Raw genomic sequence first — 17694 nt, 5'->3', positions numbered from 1 at the left:
GCGTGATCAAGGCCCGCATTACCGTCACCCTCAAGAACGGCGTGCTCGACCCGCAGGGCAAGGCGATCGAACACGCGCTGTCCGGGCTGGGCTTTGACGACGTCGGCGCGGTGCGGCAGGGCAAGGTGTTCGACGTCGAACTGGCGGGAACCGACAAGGCCAAGGCCGAGACCGACCTGAAAGCCATGTGCGACAAGCTGCTGGCGAACACGGTGATTGAGAACTATAGTGTGACGCTTACCTGAGGTTGCATCGGAGGCGCCATGTCTGAAGTCACGAATGGGCTGATGTTCGAGCTTTTGAAGCGCGTTCATCAGGAAATTGGTGAGCTTCGTCAGGATGTGTCCGAGACGAAACGGGAATTGAATGTGATGCGGGGTCACATGGTGGCGACGCAGAGTGACATCCATAACATCTATGGCATTCTCGCCCGCCAGGATGATCGACTTGAACGCATAGATCGCCGTCTCGAACTGCGTGAACTTGCCGAAGCTCAGAGGCCTTACGAACCAAGATGAAATCAGCCGTCGTCCTTCTTCCTGGCCTCAACCGCGACCGCGACATGATCGCCGCGCTGACCAAGATTTCCGGCAAGGCGCCGGCCACCGTCTGGCAGACCGACACCGAAATCCCCGATGTCGACCTGATCGCCATTCCCGGCGGCTTTTCCTTTGGCGACTACCTGCGTTGCGGCGCGATCGCGGCGCGCACGCCTGTCATGCGGGCGGTCGCCGAAAAGGCGGCCAAGGGCGTTATGGTGATCGGCGTCTGCAACGGCTTCCAGATCCTGGTCGAGGCCGGCCTGCTGCCGGGCGCGCTGATGCGCAATGCTTCGCTGAAATTCGTCTGCCGGCAGGTGAAGCTCGAGATCACCAATGCCAACACAATGTTCACCCGGCGCTACCAGCCGGGCCAGATCATCCGCTCGCCGGTGGCGCACCATGACGGCAATTACTTCGCCGACGCCGAAACGCTCGCCCGCATCGAGGGTGAGGGCCAGGTGGTGTTCCGCTATGCCCAGGGCACCAACCCCAACGGCTCGATCAATGACATTGCCGGCATCATCAGCGACAAGGGCAATGTGCTCGGTCTGATGCCGCACCCAGAGAATCTGATCGAGGCGGCTCATGGCGGCAGCGACGGAAGGGCGCTGTTCGAAGGCGCGCTCGGCATTGCCGCTTGAAGTTTGCGACCGCAACCTTAAGAATTGCGGTGATTCAAAATAACAATCTCGGGGAGAAACGGTCATGAAACTCTATTCGCGGCCGTTGTCGCCCTACTCGTCGATCGTGCGGGCATTGGCCTATATCAAGGACGTGCCGCTCAAGATCATCGCGCCGCCGCCCGGCTTCCCGATCCCCGAAGAGTTTCGCGCCATCTCGCCGATGAACCGGATTCCCGTGCTGATCACCGGCTCCGGCGAAACGATCGTCGAATCGGTGGTCATCGCCGAATATCTCGAGGAGCGGTTTCCGGAACCGGCGCTGCTGCCGGCCGATTCCAGGGACCGCGCGCTGGTGCGCATGTTCTCCCGCATCACGGATCTCGATGTGTTGACGCCGACGATGAAACTGTTCGAGCTGCATTTCGTGCAAAAGCGGAATAATGCCGAGATCGACGCCCAGTTCGCCCGTCTTCACCACGGACTGGCGGCGATCGAGGCGCGCATGGCGCAAGGCCCGTTCGCGCTCGGCAACGACATCAGCTTCGCCGATGCCTGGCTGACGCCGACCCGGTTCGTCTTCAACAATTTCCGTGTCATGACCGGCCGCCATGATCTGCTCGACGCCTACCCCAAATTCGATGCCTATGAGCAGATCGCCTTGCAGCACCCGGCATTGTCCAGGGTATGGGGCGAGATGACCGACGGCCTGAAGATTTTTCTGTCCGAACTCGAGATGGGTGCCGCTTGATCAAGAGCAAGACTGTCTTCTTAGTCGTCGCGGCCGGTTTTGCCCTGGCATCGTGCCAGTCGAGCCCGAAGAGCACGCCTGCCCCTTCGGGCAAGAGCGCGTCGCTGCTGGCCATGGAGCAGGTGGCGATCGCGGCCCACAAATGCTGGATCGCCAGCAAGGACCCGGCCTTCAGGCAATATCAGATGGCGAACGAACTGAATTCGTTCAGCGGCACGCCGCGCTTCCTGCTGGTGCCGGCCAAGCACTATGGCGGCAAGCCGCTTCTGGTCGTGCAGGCGCAAGGCAATTCGAGCCGCGTCGACGCATTCGGCCCGCTGATGAACGATCCGCTCGGCGCGCGTATCGGTTCCGACATTGCCCGCTGGCAGGCGGGTAATCCGTCCTGCACGGCTGCCGCGTAAGGCTGCGATGGGCCGGTTCCTGCAGATCGCGGGGCTGGTCGTCGGGTTGATCGGGCTTGTGTTGCAATTGGCGATCACCATCCCGGCATCGATGGCGGCAGGCCGAAGCTTCCTCGGCTCTGTTGTCTTCTATTTCAGCTTTTTCACCATCCTGACCAACATCGGCGCAGTGCTCGTCCATACCGCACTGCTCTCGTCCACCGGCTATGCCTGGCTGCCGGCCTTTGCGAGATCACGCATGCGTGCCGGGGTGGCGGTTTCGATCACCCTGGTGTCGACAGTCTATGCCACGGTTCTGGCCCCGCTCTGGCAACCGCAAGGTCTGTTTCTGCTTTGCGACGTGCTGCTGCATTATGTGACGCCAGTACTTTTCGTACTCTGGTGGCTGATATCTGGCACCGATGGCAGGACGCGATGGAGCGACATCTCCTGGTGGATGCTCTACCCCATCGCCTATCTGGCTTATGTTCTGGCGCGGGCACCGCTGGCCGGCGAGGTGCCCTACCCGTTCCTGGATGTCGCCAAGAACGGCATCGAGAGTGTCGCCGTGTCAGCGCTCGCCATCACCGCATTGTTCGTTGCTATAAGCGCCGTCGCGGTGCTCGCCGATCATGGCGTCGCGAGCCTCAGGACCAAAGGCGCAGGATAGGGCCAGTTCCTACTCCCAGAACGGCCTGATACCCTCGCGGTGGGCATCGCAGCGGGAGATGCCGATGTCCTTGAGCTGATCATCCGTCATCTCGAGCAATGCCAGCCGGCTGCGGCGGCGTTCCAGCAGATGGTCGATCCATTTCGCCAGCGACATCACCACCTGCACAAAGCGGCCGACGAAACCACGCCGGCCTGATGGGCGGGCGGACTGGCCGAGCAATTCGGTTGCCGGGTGACGGATTGTTGCGATTGTGTCCATTGTCTTTCTGCCGAAATTGTCAATTGCACCTTTTTTGACGCAATCGTGATATGTATTGACTCACAAGACGGTGCAATATACAAAATTGTCACCATGACAAATTGGATTCCAGACCTGACGGGCTCCGGGCCGCTCTATCAGCGCCTCGCGGACTCCATTGAAGCCGATATCGATCGGGGGGTGATCGGCGCGGGGGTAAAACTGCCGCCGCAGCGTGACCTCGCCTACGACATAGGCGCCACTGTCGGCACGGTCGGCCGCGCCTATCAATTGCTGCGCGAGCGCGGTCTCGTCAGCGGCGAAGTCGGCCGCGGCACCTATGTGCTCGGGCAGAGTCCGGGCGCCCAGCCGGAAGCCTCGGACGTGAGTGTCGAGGGCACGCGCTATGTCGATGCCCCCAAGGACAAGCTGCGCTTCGACAGCACGGCGGCTCCCGACATCGGCCAGGGCACCATCGTCGCCGACGTTCTTTCGCGGACGGCACAAGACCATCCGCACGAGATTTCCAGCTACACGCGCGACTTTCCGGACCGCTGGTATGAAGCCGGTGCCCGGTGGCTGTCGCGCAATTCGTTTCTGCCAACGGCCGATACCATCGTCCCCACCCTCGGCACGCATGCAGCGGTGATGGCCGTGATCGCGGCGCTCACCGCGCCGGGCGACTATGTCGCCTTCGAGCACCTCACCTACTCGCAGATTTCCCGCAGCGCAGGGCTGATCGGGCGGCGTACCGCGCTGGTGGCGTCGGACGATGAGGGCCTTGATCCAATCGATTTCGAGCGTGTCTGCGCACAGAAGCACCCCAGGATGCTGTTTCTGATACCGACGGCGCAGAACCCGACCCTTGTCACTTTGTCGGCGGCACGCCGCGAAGCGATCGCGCGCGTCGCGCGGGACTACAATGTCATCCTGATCGAGGATGATCTCTACGGCCATTTGACCGACGATCCGACGCCGTTGCTCGTCGAATATGCGCCGGAGCGAACCATCGTTGCCGGCGGCCTATCCAAATCGGTGGCCGCCGGATTGCGGGGCGGCTGGCTCTCCTGCCCGCCCGCCTATCGCCATCGCATCCGCGTCGCCCACAAGATGATGACCGGCGGCATGCCGTTCCTGCTGGCCGAGGTGAATGCGCGGCTGGTGCTGTCGGGTCAGGCCAGCGACATCCGCAAGCGCAGCATCGCCGAGATCAGTGCCCGCATCTCCATCGTACGCGAGAGCCTGGCAGGCTTCTCGTTCAAGGCACACGACAAAGTGCCGTTCGTCTGGCTTACCCTGCCCGACCCCTGGCTTTCCGGCACGTTCAAGAATGCCTGCCTCGAGCACGGCGTGCTTATCGACGATGAAGACGAGTTCAAGGCGGGACGCTCGGAGCGGGTTTTCCACGGTGTGCGCTTCGGCGTTTCGCAGCCGAGGCGGCGCGAGGATATCGCCGGCGGCGTCGCGGTGATCAGGCGTCTGCTGGACGAAGGCCGGGCGGGTTACGACAGTTTTTCCTGAACCGGATTGCTTCGCAGCCGCAGGATATCGACCTAGCCGGACCACCCTGTCGCTTTGTCCGGTTTTCCTGCGTTTTTCGTCAATCCATGGGTGTATCGCCCTGTCGGCTTGCAATAAGAGGGGACTCAAATCCCCGCTTCCATGGACATACATCACCGCCCATGACCATTTCTAATTCCGTGCCGATCACATCAGAGCTCATTGCCGCCCACGGGCTCAAGCCCGACGAATATCAGCGCATCCTCGACCTGGTCGGCCGCGAACCGAGCTTTACCGAACTCGGCATCTTCTCGGCGATGTGGAACGAGCACTGCTCCTACAAATCCTCGAAGAAATGGCTGCGCACGCTGCCCACCAAGGGGCCCCAGGTCATTCAGGGTCCGGGCGAGAATGCCGGCGTGGTCGACATCGGCGACGGCGACTGCGTCGTCTTCAAGATGGAAAGCCACAATCATCCCTCCTTCATCGAGCCCTACCAGGGGGCCGCGACCGGTGTCGGCGGTATCTTGCGCGACGTCTTTACCATGGGCGCGCGGCCGATCGCGGCGATGAACGCCTTGCGCTTCGGCGCGCCGGACCATCCCAAGACAAGGCATCTCGTCGCCGGCGTGGTTTCGGGCGTCGGCGGCTACGGCAATTCCTTCGGCGTGCCGACAGTGGGCGGCGAGGTCAATTTCGACGCCCGCTACAACGGCAACATCCTGGTCAACGCCTTTGCCGCAGGCCTGGCCAAGACCAATGCCATCTTCCTGTCCGAAGCCAAGGGCGTCGGCCTGCCGGTCGTCTATCTCGGCGCCAAGACCGGGCGTGACGGTGTCGGCGGCGCCACCATGGCGTCGGCCGAATTCGATGACAAGATCGACGAGAAGCGCCCGACCGTGCAGGTCGGCGATCCCTTCACCGAAAAATGCCTGCTGGAAGCCTGCCTGGAACTGATGGCATCGGGCGCCGTCATCGCCATCCAGGACATGGGCGCGGCCGGCCTCACCTGTTCGGCGGTCGAGATGGGCGCCAAGGGCGACCTCGGCATCGAACTCGATCTCGACAAGGTGCCGGTGCGCGAGGAGCGCATGAGCGCCTATGAGATGATGCTCTCGGAAAGCCAGGAGCGCATGCTGATGGTGCTGCGCCCCGAGAAAGAGAAGGAAGCCGAAGCGATCTTCCACAAATGGGGGCTCGACTTCGCCATCGTCGGCAAGACCACAGACGATCTGCGCTTCCGCGTGCTGCATCAGGGCGAGCAGGTCGCCGACCTGCCGATCAAGGATCTCGGCGACAAGGCGCCGGAATATGACCGCCCCTGGATCGAGCCCAAGAAGCCGGCGCCGCTTGCCGCCAATGATGTTCCTCAGGCCGATGTCGCCGATGCGCTGCTGAAGCTGCTCGGCGGCCCGGACCTGTCCTCGCGCCGCTGGGTGTGGGAACAGTACGATACGCTTATCCAGGGCAATTCGCTGCAGCTTCCCGGCGGCGACGCAGGCGTGGTCCGGGTCGAGGGCCATGCCACTAAGGCGCTTGCCTTCTCCTCTGACGTGACGCCGCGCTATTGCGAGGCCGACCCCTATGAGGGCGGCAAGCAGGCTGTCGCCGAATGCTGGCGCAACCTGACCGCCACCGGCGCACAGCCGCTGGCGGCCACCGACAATCTCAATTTCGGCAACCCCGAGCGGCCCGAGATCATGGGCCAGTTGGTCGGCGCGGTGAAAGGCATCGGCGACGCCTGCCGCGCGCTCGGCTTCCCGATCGTTTCCGGCAATGTCTCGCTTTACAACGAGACCAACGGCCAGGGCATCCTGCCGACGCCGACCATTGGCGGCGTCGGGCTGATCGCCGACTGGTCGAAGATGGTGCGCATCGGCTTCGCGGCCGAAGGTCAGATGATCCTGCTGGTCGGGGCGCCCTCCTCCTGGGGCACGCATCTTGGCCAGTCGGTATACATGCGTGACATCCATGGCCGCACCGATGGCCCGCCGCCGCCGGTCGATCTCGACCATGAGAAGCGTGTCGGCGACCATGTGCGCGCCCTGATCGCGTCCGGCATTGTCACCGCGGCACACGATGTTTCCGATGGCGGCATCGCTGTCGCCCTGGCCGAAATGGCGATGGCGTCGGGCATCGGCGCGACCATTCCCGGCCTGGTCGGCACCGACCCTATCCCGGTCTGGTTCGGCGAGGACCAGGGCCGCTATCTGCTGACGCTTTCCATCGACCCTCACGGCCAGGAGTGGGACGCCATCCGCAAACGGCAAGGCGAACTCGGCATCTTCGCGCCGTGGATCGGTTCGACCGGCGGCAACACGCTGAAGCTCGGCGATGCCAAGGCAATACCGGTTGCCGACCTGACCGCCGCGCATGAAGGCTGGTTCCCCCGCTTCATGGATCAGGCCAGTTGAACGCACTGGCCGTCCGGGCGCTGCTCGCAGTCGTTTTCTGGCCGTCGCTGTTCTTCTTCTGGTGCCTGGGTCCGTTCGTCTTCTTCCTGCTGTCGACGACGTCGAGCCAGGTTTGCCCGCTCCTGGAAAGACGGGAGCAGTTCCTGGCCATGGCAAACGGCACGCTGCCGATGCTGGCTCTGCAGAACCTGATCTATGCGATTCCGATCATCTGCCTGGTGCTTTGGAACCGCATTCTGCCGGAGCCTGCACGAGCGAAGCGGATTGTCACCTGCATCAAGCTTTTCCTCGCCGCGGCGGTCATCGGCGCGCTCTGGGAGTATGGCTCCTCGCTTGCCTGCGATGGTTACGGCCAACCTTTCTTCTCATCCGCCTGGGGGATGACGAGCTACTTGCCGATAGTCAATCTGGTGCTCAACATTCCGCTCTACATACTAGTGTTCAGCCTCGGCCGCGCCTTTTCGATGCGCGAGGATGATCCCGTGCAAGACGAGGGCGGGACCATCTCCTGACCGTCAATCGGACGGAACGGCTTCAATCCGGACGGAAAAGTCTCTAGGCTTGACCGACTCTCATTGCACGGGTTGCCGCAGCGCCGCCCGCCCGACACAGGAAATTGTAGAATGGCAATGGACGCCCGCGACATCGAAAAACTGATCAAGGACGGCATCCCGGACGCAAGGGTGACGATCCGCGACCTAGCCGGCGATGGCGACCACTACGCGGCGGAAGTCGTGGCCGAGAGTTTTCGGGGAAAAAGCCGCGTCCAGCAGCATCAGATGGTCTATGACGCGCTGAAGGGTAACATGGGCGGCGTGCTGCATGCCCTTGCCCTGCAGACCAGCGTGCCCGACTGAGGTATTTTCACTCCCATCGCAGGGACGGCTAAGATGACCAGCGATATGCCGATCGCCAAGCCAGCCTATGCATCGTTTGCGGATCGCTACGATGCGCTTGCTCCAACCAAGCCGCACAACGCGCTCTATGAACGCCCGGCCTCCCTGGCCCTCGTCGGCGATGTCGCGGGGCTCGACATTCTCGATGCAGGTTGTGGCTCGGGCATCTGCTCGGAAAAGCTAGCGCGTGCCGGCGCGCATGTCCGCGCCTTCGACGTCACGCCGGAAATGACGGCCCTTGCCCGGCAACGCTGCGCCGGACTCGGAGTGGAGATTCGCGAAGGCGACATGTCGAAGCCGCTGGACTGGATTGTAGACCATACCGTCGACGGCGTGCTGTGCTCGCTGGCGCTCGACTATGTCGAGAATCTCCGACCAGTGTTCGACGAATTCCATCGCATTGCCCGGCCGGGCGGCTGGCTGGTCTTTTCCATGGGGCATCCCATGCGGGACTGGGCAGATACCCTCGCCAGAGGCGAGAAGACCTATTTTGAAACCAATCGGTGGGGCATGTACTGGGGCGGGTTTGGCGAACCCAATCCCTATGTGGAATCCTATCGCAGACCGCTTGGCGATATCATCAACGGTCTTGTCGATGCTGGCTGGAGGCTCGACCGTTTCGTCGAGCCGCTTCCGGTACCCGAAATGCAAACGGTCGATCCGAGGCATTTTGCCGAACTGAGCTTGGCACCCGCGTTCATTTGCGTTCGCGCAATAAAAAAATAGAACGGGATAGTTGCGCTCCTGACATCCACAACTAAAAACTTGAGCACGCGAGTAAGGATCAAGCCCGCATGAATGGCGCTCCGACAATATCGACATGGTATATCGATCCGGACGCCGAAGACGCGATGGCCGACGGCCATGCGCCGATCTGGCGGCACCTGATCGAACTGGTGCCCGAACGCGACCTCTCGGGAAAAGCCATTCTCGATTTCGGCTGCAACCAGGGTGGCTTCCTGCGCCACCTCCATGCGATGCGGCCCTTTCGCAAAGCGCTCGGCATCGATATCGCCGAGCAGTCGATCGCCAGGGCGAATGCGCTGAAAGGCAATCTGCCGATCCAGTATCAGGCGGGTTCGCGATTGCCCGGCTGGAACGAGGAGTTCGACCTCGCCTTCAGCCATGAGGTGATCTATCTGGTAGCCGATATCGAGGAGCATGCCGGCGATATCTGGCGGGCGCTGAAACCGGGAGGCACCTACTATGCCATCACCGGCTGCCACACCGACAATCCGCTCTGGCCAAGCTGGCGCAAGCTGGTCGCCGAACGCACGAACACGGTCGTCCAGGACCGTTCCATCAACGATTACGCACAGGTCTTCGCGGCTGCCGGTTTCACGGTCTCGGCCCGCAGGCTCGGATTCGACGGCTTCATCCCCTATGTGCCCGACGGCTGGATGCCCAATTTCGCCGACGCGCTCGACTACTATACCCGCACCAAGATCGTGTACCGGCTGGTCAAGCCGTGACGGCGCGCCAGCGCGACAGGTGAACGTCGAAATGAGGCGCCGACTCCGGCGAGAGCTGGACAAAGCGCCCCTCGACGCGAAACACCTTCTCGATCAGCCCGCTTTCGGCCAGCGCCTGCGCCTGTCCGTCGAACACAAGCCTGCCTTTCTCCAACAGGGAAATGCGGTCACAGATCGACATGGCCTGGTTGAGATCGTGGATCGCCATGACGATGCCGACGCCGCGCTCCCGGCTCAGGCGGTAGACCAGATCGAGCACCTCGATCTGGTAGCCTATGTCGAGGAACGAGGTCGGCTCGTCGAGCAGCAAGATCCGCGCCTCCTGGGCAAGTGCCGCCGATATCCACGCCCGCTGGCGTTCGCCGCCGGAAAGCTCGCGCAATCCCCTGTCCGCGAAGTCGGCCAGCCCGGTGCTTTCCAAGGCCCAGCGAATGGCCTCATCGTCGCGTGGGCCATAGCTCCTGAACAGGCCGACATGGCTGAAGCGGCCCTGGCGCACCAGTTGCTCGACGGTCATCTCGTCGGGCGCGACGGGCTGTTGCGGCAGGAATGCCAGATGGCGCGCGATCTCGCGGCGTGACATCGAGGCAACCGCCCGGTCGCCGATCGCAGCACTTCCCGCCGCGGGTCTTATCAAACCGGCCAGCGCCTGGAGAGCCGTGCTCTTGCCGGACCCGTTTGGTCCGATCAGCGCCCTTATCTCGCCGGGAGCCAGCGAGAGGCTGAAATCACTCAATGCTTTACGACGACCATACGAGACAGACAGCCCGGAACAGGAAAGCATTGGATACCTCACGCGGTTCTGCGCAGCAGCGCAACGAGCACGGGCACGCCGCAGACAGCCGTGATGACGCCAATGGGGATTTCCTCGGCTTGGCCCAGGAGCCGGCCCACCAGATCGCCCAGCGTTACGGATATCGCCCCCAAGGCGATCGTCAGCGGCAGGACTAGGTCGAAGCGCCGGCCGGCAATGAAGCGCGCCAGATGCGGAACGATGAGCCCGACGAACACGACGGGGCCAACGACACCGACGGCGCTGGCGGCGAGCACGCACGCGATCAGCAGCGCCAATGAGAATTGCCGGCGGTAGGAAAGCCCGAAGGAACGGGCAACGGTCGCCTCGAACCGAAGCAGCGCCAGCGGTCGCCTGACCAGCGGCAGGATAGCCAGGCCGGCCACGGTGAACGGCAGCAGAAAGACCACATGTTGCCAGTTGCGCGCATAGAGGCTGCCCGAGAACCATTCGAGGAGAACCTCGATACGCGCCGATCCCCAGCCGGCGATCATCCCGATGCCTATGGCATGCAGAACGGCACCCACCGCGATCCCGCAGAGCGTGATGCGCAGCGGGCCGAGGTCGCGGCGAAAGGCGATCGCATAGATGAAGCCACCGGCAAGCATGCCGCCGATGGTGCCGATCACCGGCAGCCAGCCGAGCGGCAGCGCCTGCAGCGTGTTGGAGCCGGGATCGTGAACATACACCGTGAAGACCAGAAAGCCGCTGACGGCCAGCATCGCACCTTGCGAGATCCCCATCAGCGATGGATCGGCCAGCGGATTTCGCGTGATCGTTTGAAGCAAAAGGCCCGCCACGGCAAAATGGATGCCCGCCAGGATACCGGTGACGACCCGCGGCAGGCGGATGTCGAGGATGATGGAGCGCGCCTCGCTCGACCCGTGCCCGGCAAGCGCGGCGATGACGTCGGATGGCGGCAGGTCGACGACACCGAGGAAGGTGGCGAGGGCCAGGGACAGTACGGCCATGCCGGCGAAGGCCAGCACCAGCCAGCCTGAAGCTGCGCGCTGCGAGGCCTGGGTTGCCGCCGTCATAGCCCACCCGCTCGCGCGCCATCGCGGCGCTGGACGAGGTAGATAAACACCGGCCCACCGATCAGCGCCGTGATGATGCCGACGGGAATCTCCTTGGGCGCGGCAACACTGCGCGCGATAATATCGGCGCTTGCCGTCATCAAGCCGCCAAGCGCGACCGTCAGCGCGATCGACCACGCCGGCGAACCGGGCCGCAGCAAGCGCACGATATGTGGCGTCGCCAGACCGACGAAAGCCACCGGGCCCGCCACGGGAGCGACGCCCGCAACCGGAAGCACGGAAAGAAACAGCACGGCGGATTTCCAGAACGCCAGCCGCAGGCCCATGCCCGCCGCCGCCTGTTCGCTCAGCGCAAGCAGATCGAGCACGCGATGGCAGGCCAGCGCGCCCGCGACACCGACAATCACCCATGGCGCCATATAGGCGAGTTGCGGCCACGAGCGGCCCTGAAAGCCCCCCGACAGCCAGAACAGCAAGGATGGCACCTGGGGGCCGCTGAGGAGCAGCACATATGTCGTGATCGCGCCAAGGAACAGGGAAACGCTGATGCCGCCCAGCGCCAGATGCAGCGGCCTTCCCCTCCCTCCCCGCGCGATCCAGAAAGTGGCGGATGCGCCGGCCAACCCACCGGCCATGCCGATGAACGGATAGAGCGCGGACGACAGCCAGGGCAGAAACACAAAGCAGAAGACGATCGGCGCCACGGCACCTGCGCTGACGCCGGTGAGTTCCGGCCCCGCAAGCGGGTTGCGGGTGAGTGTCTGCATGAGATAGCCGGAGACAGCGAGGCCGGCGCCGCCGACAAAGGCCGCGAGGCTGCGGGGCAGCCGGAGCGTCCAGACCAGGATCGAATCGATCTTGCCATCGGGCGTAAACAGAGCCGACATCACCGCCTGCGGTGCAAGCGGCCTTGTGCCGATCGTCAACCCGCCTGCGATAACCAGAAGGGAAATGACTGTTATCGCCGCCGTCACCGTCAAGGCTCGGAGGTGATGTGCCGGCGGCCGCGCTGTCCGGCCTGACGTCATTGGCGCATGTCGGCGGGGATGAGCTTTGCGGCCTCGGCCTTCACGTCGACTTCCGGAAACGTGTCGGGATAAAGATAGTGCGCCGCTTCACGCAGCACGATCTCGCGGCCGATCGGCCCGTTGGTTTCGGCCCACTCGTCGCCGACATAGTGCACGCGCCCGTTCTTGACTGCCGAGAGCTGGCTCCAGATCGGGTTGTTCTCGTGCGGACGGTCAGGGCCGCTATCCATGACGAAGATCACCTGCGGGTCCTTCTCCAGCATGGTTTCCAGGCTGAGTTCGATGCCGAAATGGCCACCCGGCGTCATCGGGCCGGCGATGTTGTCGCCGCCGAGCGCGGCTACAATGGAAGCCGCCGTGTTCTCGGTATGGAACGAGAAAGGCGTGTCGCCGCCCCACATGATCTGGAAGCGCGGATGCTCATCCTTCGGCGCCCGCCCGGCGAACTCCGCCAGATGTTTCTTGAACTCGGCGTTGAGCTCTTGGCCGCGCTCCGCCTTTCCCATGATCTTCGAAAGCTCGGCCACCTCGCTGTAGCTCTCGCTCAAAAGCTCCATGTTATAGGCGACGTAGGGAGCGATTTTCTGCAGCTGCTCGGCATTGCCGATGGTGTAGCGCTTCATGGCGATGATGAGATCGGGCTTGGCCTGCGACAGCAGTTCGAGATTGGGTTTCGCACGCTGGCCTATCTGCTCGATGTCCTTCGTCAGGCCGAGCAGAAAGTCGGGGTAACGTCCCGCGACCATGTATGTCGTCGCGACCGGCTTGACGCCAAGCGCCAACGCGACATCCGTGGCGAAATAGGAAATCGATGCAATCCGCGCGGGATGGGCTGGAAGCTCGACCGTGACGCCGCGATCGTCAACGACGGACTGGGTTTTTGCGTCTTCGGCCAGCGCCACACCGGCCAACAGGCAGGCGGCCAATCCGAGGCCAAAAACGCATCGAGAAACATTCCGCATCACGCACATCCCTACTTTGGTTGGTTGCGGACATGCAGTAATGCCAAAACATGATATTAACAATCATGTTTGCGTGATGACTTGTTGCGTGATGGCTTTGCCTTGGCCCAAATCAGGCCATTCTTTGCGCCATTTCGGCCATGGCGCGGCTAATGTCTTGTTTCGGGCAACCTATGGGTTTATCTGAGGGACATGCTTCGAGCCTGACTCCCACAGGCGTGAAAGGATCGTCCATGAGCGGCATCAACGACTACATCGACAATGAAGTGAAGAGCAACGACGTCGTCCTTTTCATGAAGGGCACGCCCGGTTTCCCGCAGTGCGGCTTCTCGGGTCAGGTCGTCCAGATCCTCGACTATATCGGCGCCGACTACAAAGGCGTGAACGTGCTCGATTCCGCCGAACTGCGCCAGGGCATCAAGGACTATTCCAACTGGCCGACCATTCCGCAGCTCTACGTCAAGGGCGAATTCGTCGGCGGTTGCGACATCGTGCGCGAAATGTTCCAGGCCGGCGAATTGCAGGATTTCCTGGTCGAGAAGGGCGTCAGCGTCAAAGGCGCGGCCTGATTTCAGGTTTGGGCATGTCCTGATCGATATGTCCTGAGCAATCCGGGGCTGCCCCACCTCGGCAATTTTATGTCCCGAATCCGGGACCGAGACGAGCCAATGCGCCGGCCCGCCGGCGCATTTTCGTTTGAGAGATCGGACTTGCCGTGGATCAGCAATCGACAGCGCCGCAACAGGCAGGCACTTTGCCCCCGGCAAGCAAACTGCCCATTCCTCGCTGGGAGTTCATCGCGCTTTGCGCGGCGCTGATGGCGCTGAATTCGCTGGCCATCGACATCATGTTGCCGGCATTGCAGCAGATCGGCGCCTCGCTCGGCGTCGAGAGCGAGAACCACCGCCAGTATGTCATAACAGCCTATATGCTCGGCTTCGGCGGCGGGCAGCTTTTCTTCGGACCTATCTCGGACCGGTACGGGCGTCGCGCCCCGCTGGTCTTCGGCCTGATCGTCTATGTCGCCGCCGCGGGCGCCGCGGCCATCGCGCCGAGTTTCGCGATCCTGCTCACATGCCGGCTCGTGCAGGGTTTCGGCGCCGCCGCGACCCGCGTCATCGCCGTCTCGATCGTTCGCGATACATTCGAAGGCCGGCGCATGGCCGAGGTGATGTCGCTGATCTTCATGGTGTTCATGGCGATCCCGGTGGTGGCGCCCGGTATCGGCCAGCTCATCATGCTGTTTGCCAGCTGGCACTGGATTTTCGTGGCCATGGCGGTCGGCGCGCTTGTCATTTCGGCCTGGTCGCTGCTGCGCCTGCCGGAGACCCTGCATCCGGAATATCGCCGGCCGCTGACGGTAAGCTCGGTCGTCGACGGTTTCCGCATCGTGCTCACCAACCGCCTCACGCTTTGCTACGCTTTTGCCAGCACGTTCATCTTCGCGGCGATGTTCGGCTTCATCAGCTCGGCACAGCAGATCTATGTCGACATCTTCCATGTCGGCGAGCTGTTCCCGGTCATCTTCGCCGGCGTTGCCGGCGTGCTCGCGTTCTCGAACTACCTCAACTCGCGGCTGGTCGGACGGATCGGCATGCGCCGGCTGTCGCAAGGCGCGCTGCTCGTGTTCCTTTGCATCAGCCTTGCCTGGCTGGTCGTCTCGCTCGAAATGAAGATGCCGCTCTGGCTGTTCATTGCCTTCTTCGCTGGCGCGATGCTGCCGTTCGGCGGACTGGGCGCGAATTTCAATGCGCTGGCCATGGAGCCTCTCGGCGAACTCGCCGGCACGGCCGCATCCATCCTGGGCTTCATGCAGACGTTTCTGGGCGCCATCATCGGCGCGCTCATCGGCCAGGCCTTCAACGGCACGGTGACACCGCTTGCCGCGGGCTTCTGCAGCGTCTCCGTCGCGGCGCTGCTGATGATCCTCATTGCCGAGCGCGGCCGGATGTTCCAGCCGCACAATCCACCCGTTTCAGGGCATGTCACCGACCTGCATTGAGCGCGGGCCAGCCTTGAAGTCGGGCGGGCGGCTCAAGCCGCCCACAGCTCACGGCGCAGTTCCTGCCAGCTTTCCTTGTCGGGCGCCACGAGCAGGCCACCACCGACATGCGCCGGCAAGTAGGCGCTGCCGTCGAAGCGCGCCGCATGGCCACCGGCCTCGGCATGGATCAGCGCGCCGGCGAGATGATCCCATGGCATCAGCTTGTTGTAGACGACGAAATGGCCATGCCCGCTCGCCAGCAGCCTGTATTCATGCGCAGCGCAACGGTAGTTGAACTGCGACAGCGTCTTGGTCTGGTTGCAGGCAAGGCGCGTGCGGTCGGGCTCTGCCATGTATTGCCAGGAGACGGCGCCGGTCATCTGCGATATCGGCGCCGGCGCGGCAACCCTCACCTTCTCGATGGCGCCATGCGCGTGGCGGATGTGGCTGCCGGCGCCCCTGGCGCCGATAAGCCAATCCTTGCCGACCGGATCATGGATGATGCCGGCAACCGTCTCGCCCCGGACCACGACGCCAAGCATGACGCCGAACAAGGGCACGCCGGAGGCGAAATTGAAGGTGCCGTCGACGGGGTCGATGACGAAAGCGAGATCAGCATCACCCAGGCCATCGAGCAGCGCCGGATTGTCGGAACAGGCTTCCTCGCCGACAACCATGGCCGAGGGGTAGCGCTGGCGCAGCCTGGCGGTGATCAAGCGTTCGGCATTGACATCCGCCTCCGTCACCAGGTCGGCGGCGGAGGTCTTCTGCCTGATGTCGCCATCGCCCAGCCGGCGAAAACGCGGCATGATCTCGGCGTCAGCCGCTTCGGCCAGTAAGCCGGCCAGCCAGTCGATCGCGGTATCGTCAAATGTCATCGGAAGCGTCTTGTCCTGTCATGAGGTTGTGGTTGAGGGCGGCGAAATCGAACAGTTTTCGGTCGAGCAGATGCGATGGCCTGGTATTGGACAGCGCGCGGATCATCGTGTCCTTGCGGCCGGGCATGCGCTTTTCGATGTCTTCGAGCATGGCCTTCATGGCGTTGCGCTGAAGTCCTTCCTGGCTGCCGCAGAGGTCGCAAGGGATGATCGGGAACCGCATCGCGGCGGCGAATTTTTCCAGATCGGCCTCGGCGCAATAGCTCAGCGGGCGAAGCACCATAACGTCGCCCTCGTCGTTGAGAAGCTTGGGCGGCATGGCCGCGAGCCGGCCGCCATGAAACAGGTTCATGAAGAAGGTTTCGAGAATGTCCTCGCGGTGGTGACCGAGAACCAGCGCGGAGCACCCCTCCTCGCGCGCGATGCGATAGAGATGGCCACGCCGCAGCCGCGAGCAGAGAGAACAATAGGTGCTCCCCTGCGGCAGCTTGTCGGTGACCACCGAATAGGTGTCCTGGTATTCGATACGGTGCGCAATGCCGTTGGCGTTGAGATAGTCGGGCAGGATGTGCTTGGGGAAATTCGGCTGGCCCTGATCCAGATTGCAGGCCAGCAGGTCAACCGGCAGCAGCCCGCGCCATTTGAGGTCGAGCAACAGGGCCAGCAGTCCGTAGGAATCCTTGCCGCCCGACAATGCGACCAGCCAGCGCTGGCCCGGCTCCACCATCGCGAAATCCTCGATCGCCTGGCGCGTGAGCCGCAGCAGGCGCTTGCGCAGTTTGTTGAACTCGACCGAGGACGGCACCTCGGCGAAGAGCGGGTGGCAGCCGCCCTCGCCGGCCGGCTCAAGCGTCTCGATGTCTGGCAGCATGTTCATGGCGCGGCGGCCCCAGAATGTGATTTCCGCCCGGATTAGCGCATCGGCCGGGAAATCGAAACGGCAAAGCGGATGCGCCAAACAAAAAGGCCGCCCCGAGGGCGGCCTTTCCAAGATACCGTGAAAGCTTTCGCTTAGCGCGAATAGAATTCGACGACCAGGTTCGGCTCCATCTGCACGGCGAACGGAACGTCCGACAGGCCGGGGATGCGCGAGAAGGTCGCGACCATCTTGTTGTGGTCGGCTTCGATGTAGTCCGGCACGTCACGCTCGGCGAGCGCAACCGATTCCAGCACGATCACGAGCTGCTTCGACTTTTCGCGCACTTCGACGACATCGCCCGGCTTGCAACGGTACGAGCCGATGTTGACGCGCTTGCCGTTGACGTTGACGTGGCCGTGGTTGACGAACTGGCGGGCGGCGAAAATGGTCGGCACGAACTTGGCGCGGTAGACGACCGCATCCAGACGCGACTCCAGCAGGCCGATCAGGTTCTCCGAGGTGTCGCCCTTGCGGCGGTTCGCCTCTTCATAGACCTTGCGGAACTGCTTTTCCGAAACGTCGCCATAGTGACCCTTCAGCTTCTGCTTGGCGCGCAGCTGCAGGCCGAAGTCGGAAAGCTTGCCCTTGCGGCGCTGGCCGTGCTG

Annotated in this window: 22 protein-coding genes; 14 read left to right on the top strand and 8 right to left on the bottom strand. The window is 63.0% G+C overall.

All coding sequences use genetic code 11. The features are described 5' to 3' along the window. Window positions 1-2 precede the first annotated feature (2 nt). From purS to J0I79_RS07360, 6 genes are all read left to right on the top strand, one after another. Window positions 3-245, top strand: coding sequence for a phosphoribosylformylglycinamidine synthase subunit PurS (purS, locus tag J0I79_RS07385; protein WP_292856117.1), 243 nt, complete (start codon window positions 3-5; stop codon window positions 243-245). Window positions 246-263: 18 nt separating this feature from the next. Then, complete coding sequence (locus J0I79_RS07380; RefSeq protein ID WP_292856115.1) at window positions 264-518, top strand: hypothetical protein; 255 nt, start codon at window positions 264-266, stop codon at window positions 516-518. Continuing rightward, window positions 515-1183: a phosphoribosylformylglycinamidine synthase subunit PurQ gene (gene purQ / locus J0I79_RS07375; RefSeq protein ID WP_292856113.1), complete on the top strand. Its 669-nt coding sequence runs from the start codon at window positions 515-517 to the stop codon at window positions 1181-1183. The genes J0I79_RS07380 and purQ overlap by 4 nt, the downstream gene beginning before the upstream one ends. Before the next feature lie 64 nt (window positions 1184-1247). Further along, window positions 1248-1913: a glutathione S-transferase family protein gene (locus tag J0I79_RS07370; RefSeq protein ID WP_292856111.1), complete on the top strand. Its 666-nt coding sequence runs from the start codon at window positions 1248-1250 to the stop codon at window positions 1911-1913. Further along, window positions 1910-2317: a hypothetical protein gene (locus J0I79_RS07365; protein ID WP_292856110.1), complete on the top strand. Its 408-nt coding sequence runs from the start codon at window positions 1910-1912 to the stop codon at window positions 2315-2317. The genes J0I79_RS07370 and J0I79_RS07365 overlap by 4 nt, the downstream gene beginning before the upstream one ends. Before the next feature lie 7 nt (window positions 2318-2324). Then, complete coding sequence (locus tag J0I79_RS07360; protein WP_292856109.1) at window positions 2325-2966, top strand: Pr6Pr family membrane protein; 642 nt, start codon at window positions 2325-2327, stop codon at window positions 2964-2966. 9 nt (window positions 2967-2975) lie between these two features. Here J0I79_RS07360 and J0I79_RS07355 read toward each other — a convergent pair whose 3' ends face one another. Beyond that, entirely contained in the window at window positions 2976-3227 is a 252-nt protein-coding gene (locus tag J0I79_RS07355) for a DUF1127 domain-containing protein (protein ID WP_292856108.1), read from the bottom strand. Window positions 3228-3320: 93 nt separating this feature from the next. On the opposite strand from J0I79_RS07355, the gene J0I79_RS07350 reads away from it, so the two are divergent. From J0I79_RS07350 to J0I79_RS07325, 6 genes are all read left to right on the top strand, one after another. Further along, complete coding sequence (locus tag J0I79_RS07350) at window positions 3321-4727, top strand: PLP-dependent aminotransferase family protein (protein WP_292856107.1); 1407 nt, start codon at window positions 3321-3323, stop codon at window positions 4725-4727. 161 nt (window positions 4728-4888) lie between these two features. Beyond that, window positions 4889-7120, top strand: coding sequence for a phosphoribosylformylglycinamidine synthase subunit PurL (gene purL / locus J0I79_RS07345; RefSeq protein WP_292856105.1), 2232 nt, complete (start codon window positions 4889-4891; stop codon window positions 7118-7120). Further along, window positions 7117-7632 carry a hypothetical protein gene (locus J0I79_RS07340; protein ID WP_292856103.1) on the top strand — a complete coding sequence of 172 codons (516 nt, stop codon included), beginning with the start codon at window positions 7117-7119 and terminating at the stop codon, window positions 7630-7632. Before purL ends, J0I79_RS07340 begins: the two co-directional genes overlap by 4 nt. 111 nt (window positions 7633-7743) lie before the next feature. Then, entirely contained in the window at window positions 7744-7977 is a 234-nt protein-coding gene (locus J0I79_RS07335) for a BolA family transcriptional regulator (RefSeq protein WP_056562227.1), read from the top strand. A 33-nt stretch (window positions 7978-8010) separates the two neighbouring features. Beyond that, entirely contained in the window at window positions 8011-8742 is a 732-nt protein-coding gene (locus J0I79_RS07330; protein WP_292856100.1) for a class I SAM-dependent methyltransferase, read from the top strand. 68 nt (window positions 8743-8810) lie between these two features. Further along, the gene (locus J0I79_RS07325) at window positions 8811-9488 is read left to right on the top strand and encodes a class I SAM-dependent methyltransferase (protein WP_292856098.1); all 678 of its coding nucleotides are present in this window, start codon (window positions 8811-8813) and stop codon (window positions 9486-9488) included. On the opposite strand, the gene J0I79_RS07320 is transcribed toward J0I79_RS07325, so the two are convergent. The 4 genes from J0I79_RS07320 to J0I79_RS07305 are packed head-to-tail and all read right to left on the bottom strand — an operon-like array spanning window position 9478 to window position 13308. After that, window positions 9478-10272, bottom strand: a complete 795-nt coding sequence (locus J0I79_RS07320) for an ABC transporter ATP-binding protein (RefSeq protein WP_292856096.1) — start codon at window positions 10270-10272, stop codon at window positions 9478-9480. The genes J0I79_RS07325 and J0I79_RS07320 overlap by 11 nt on opposite strands. An 8-nt stretch (window positions 10273-10280) precedes the next feature. Further along, a complete protein-coding gene (locus J0I79_RS07315; RefSeq protein WP_292856095.1) occupies window positions 10281-11318 on the bottom strand; it encodes an iron ABC transporter permease in 1038 nt (345 codons plus the stop codon). Next, window positions 11315-12292 carry an iron ABC transporter permease gene (locus J0I79_RS07310; RefSeq protein ID WP_292856094.1) on the bottom strand — a complete coding sequence of 326 codons (978 nt, stop codon included), beginning with the start codon at window positions 12290-12292 and terminating at the stop codon, window positions 11315-11317. The genes J0I79_RS07315 and J0I79_RS07310 overlap by 4 nt, the downstream gene beginning before the upstream one ends. A 50-nt stretch (window positions 12293-12342) precedes the next feature. Continuing rightward, window positions 12343-13308 (bottom strand): ABC transporter substrate-binding protein, encoded by a 966-nt coding sequence (locus J0I79_RS07305; protein ID WP_292856092.1) that lies wholly within the window; start codon window positions 13306-13308, stop codon window positions 12343-12345. Between the two features lie 233 nt (window positions 13309-13541). Here J0I79_RS07305 and grxD point away from each other — a divergent pair, with 233 nt between their 5' ends. Beyond that, complete coding sequence (grxD, locus tag J0I79_RS07300; RefSeq protein ID WP_095806028.1) at window positions 13542-13877, top strand: Grx4 family monothiol glutaredoxin; 336 nt, start codon at window positions 13542-13544, stop codon at window positions 13875-13877. Between the two features lie 209 nt (window positions 13878-14086). Continuing rightward, complete coding sequence (locus J0I79_RS07295; RefSeq protein WP_292856228.1) at window positions 14087-15310, top strand: multidrug effflux MFS transporter; 1224 nt, start codon at window positions 14087-14089, stop codon at window positions 15308-15310. A 32-nt stretch (window positions 15311-15342) separates the two neighbouring features. Here the strand turns inward: J0I79_RS07295 and J0I79_RS07290 are convergent, their stop codons facing one another. The 3 genes from J0I79_RS07290 to rpsD all read right to left on the bottom strand — a co-directional run. Then, window positions 15343-16170, bottom strand: coding sequence for an inositol monophosphatase family protein (locus tag J0I79_RS07290; protein ID WP_292856091.1), 828 nt, complete (start codon window positions 16168-16170; stop codon window positions 15343-15345). Next, window positions 16160-17047: a tRNA 2-thiocytidine(32) synthetase TtcA gene (gene ttcA / locus J0I79_RS07285; RefSeq protein WP_292856090.1), complete on the bottom strand. Its 888-nt coding sequence runs from the start codon at window positions 17045-17047 to the stop codon at window positions 16160-16162. The genes J0I79_RS07290 and ttcA overlap by 11 nt, the downstream gene beginning before the upstream one ends. Window positions 17048-17181: 134 nt before the next feature. Further along, on the bottom strand, window positions 17182-17694 hold a 513-nt coding region (gene rpsD / locus J0I79_RS07280; protein WP_292856089.1), incomplete at its 5' end, for a 30S ribosomal protein S4.

The organism is Mesorhizobium sp., assembly GCF_017306585.1.
Classification (GTDB): Bacteria; Pseudomonadota; Alphaproteobacteria; order Rhizobiales; family Rhizobiaceae; genus Mesorhizobium.
The sequence above is the reverse complement of the archived record's forward strand: the minus strand, read 5'-3'. Positions and strand labels throughout refer to the sequence as shown.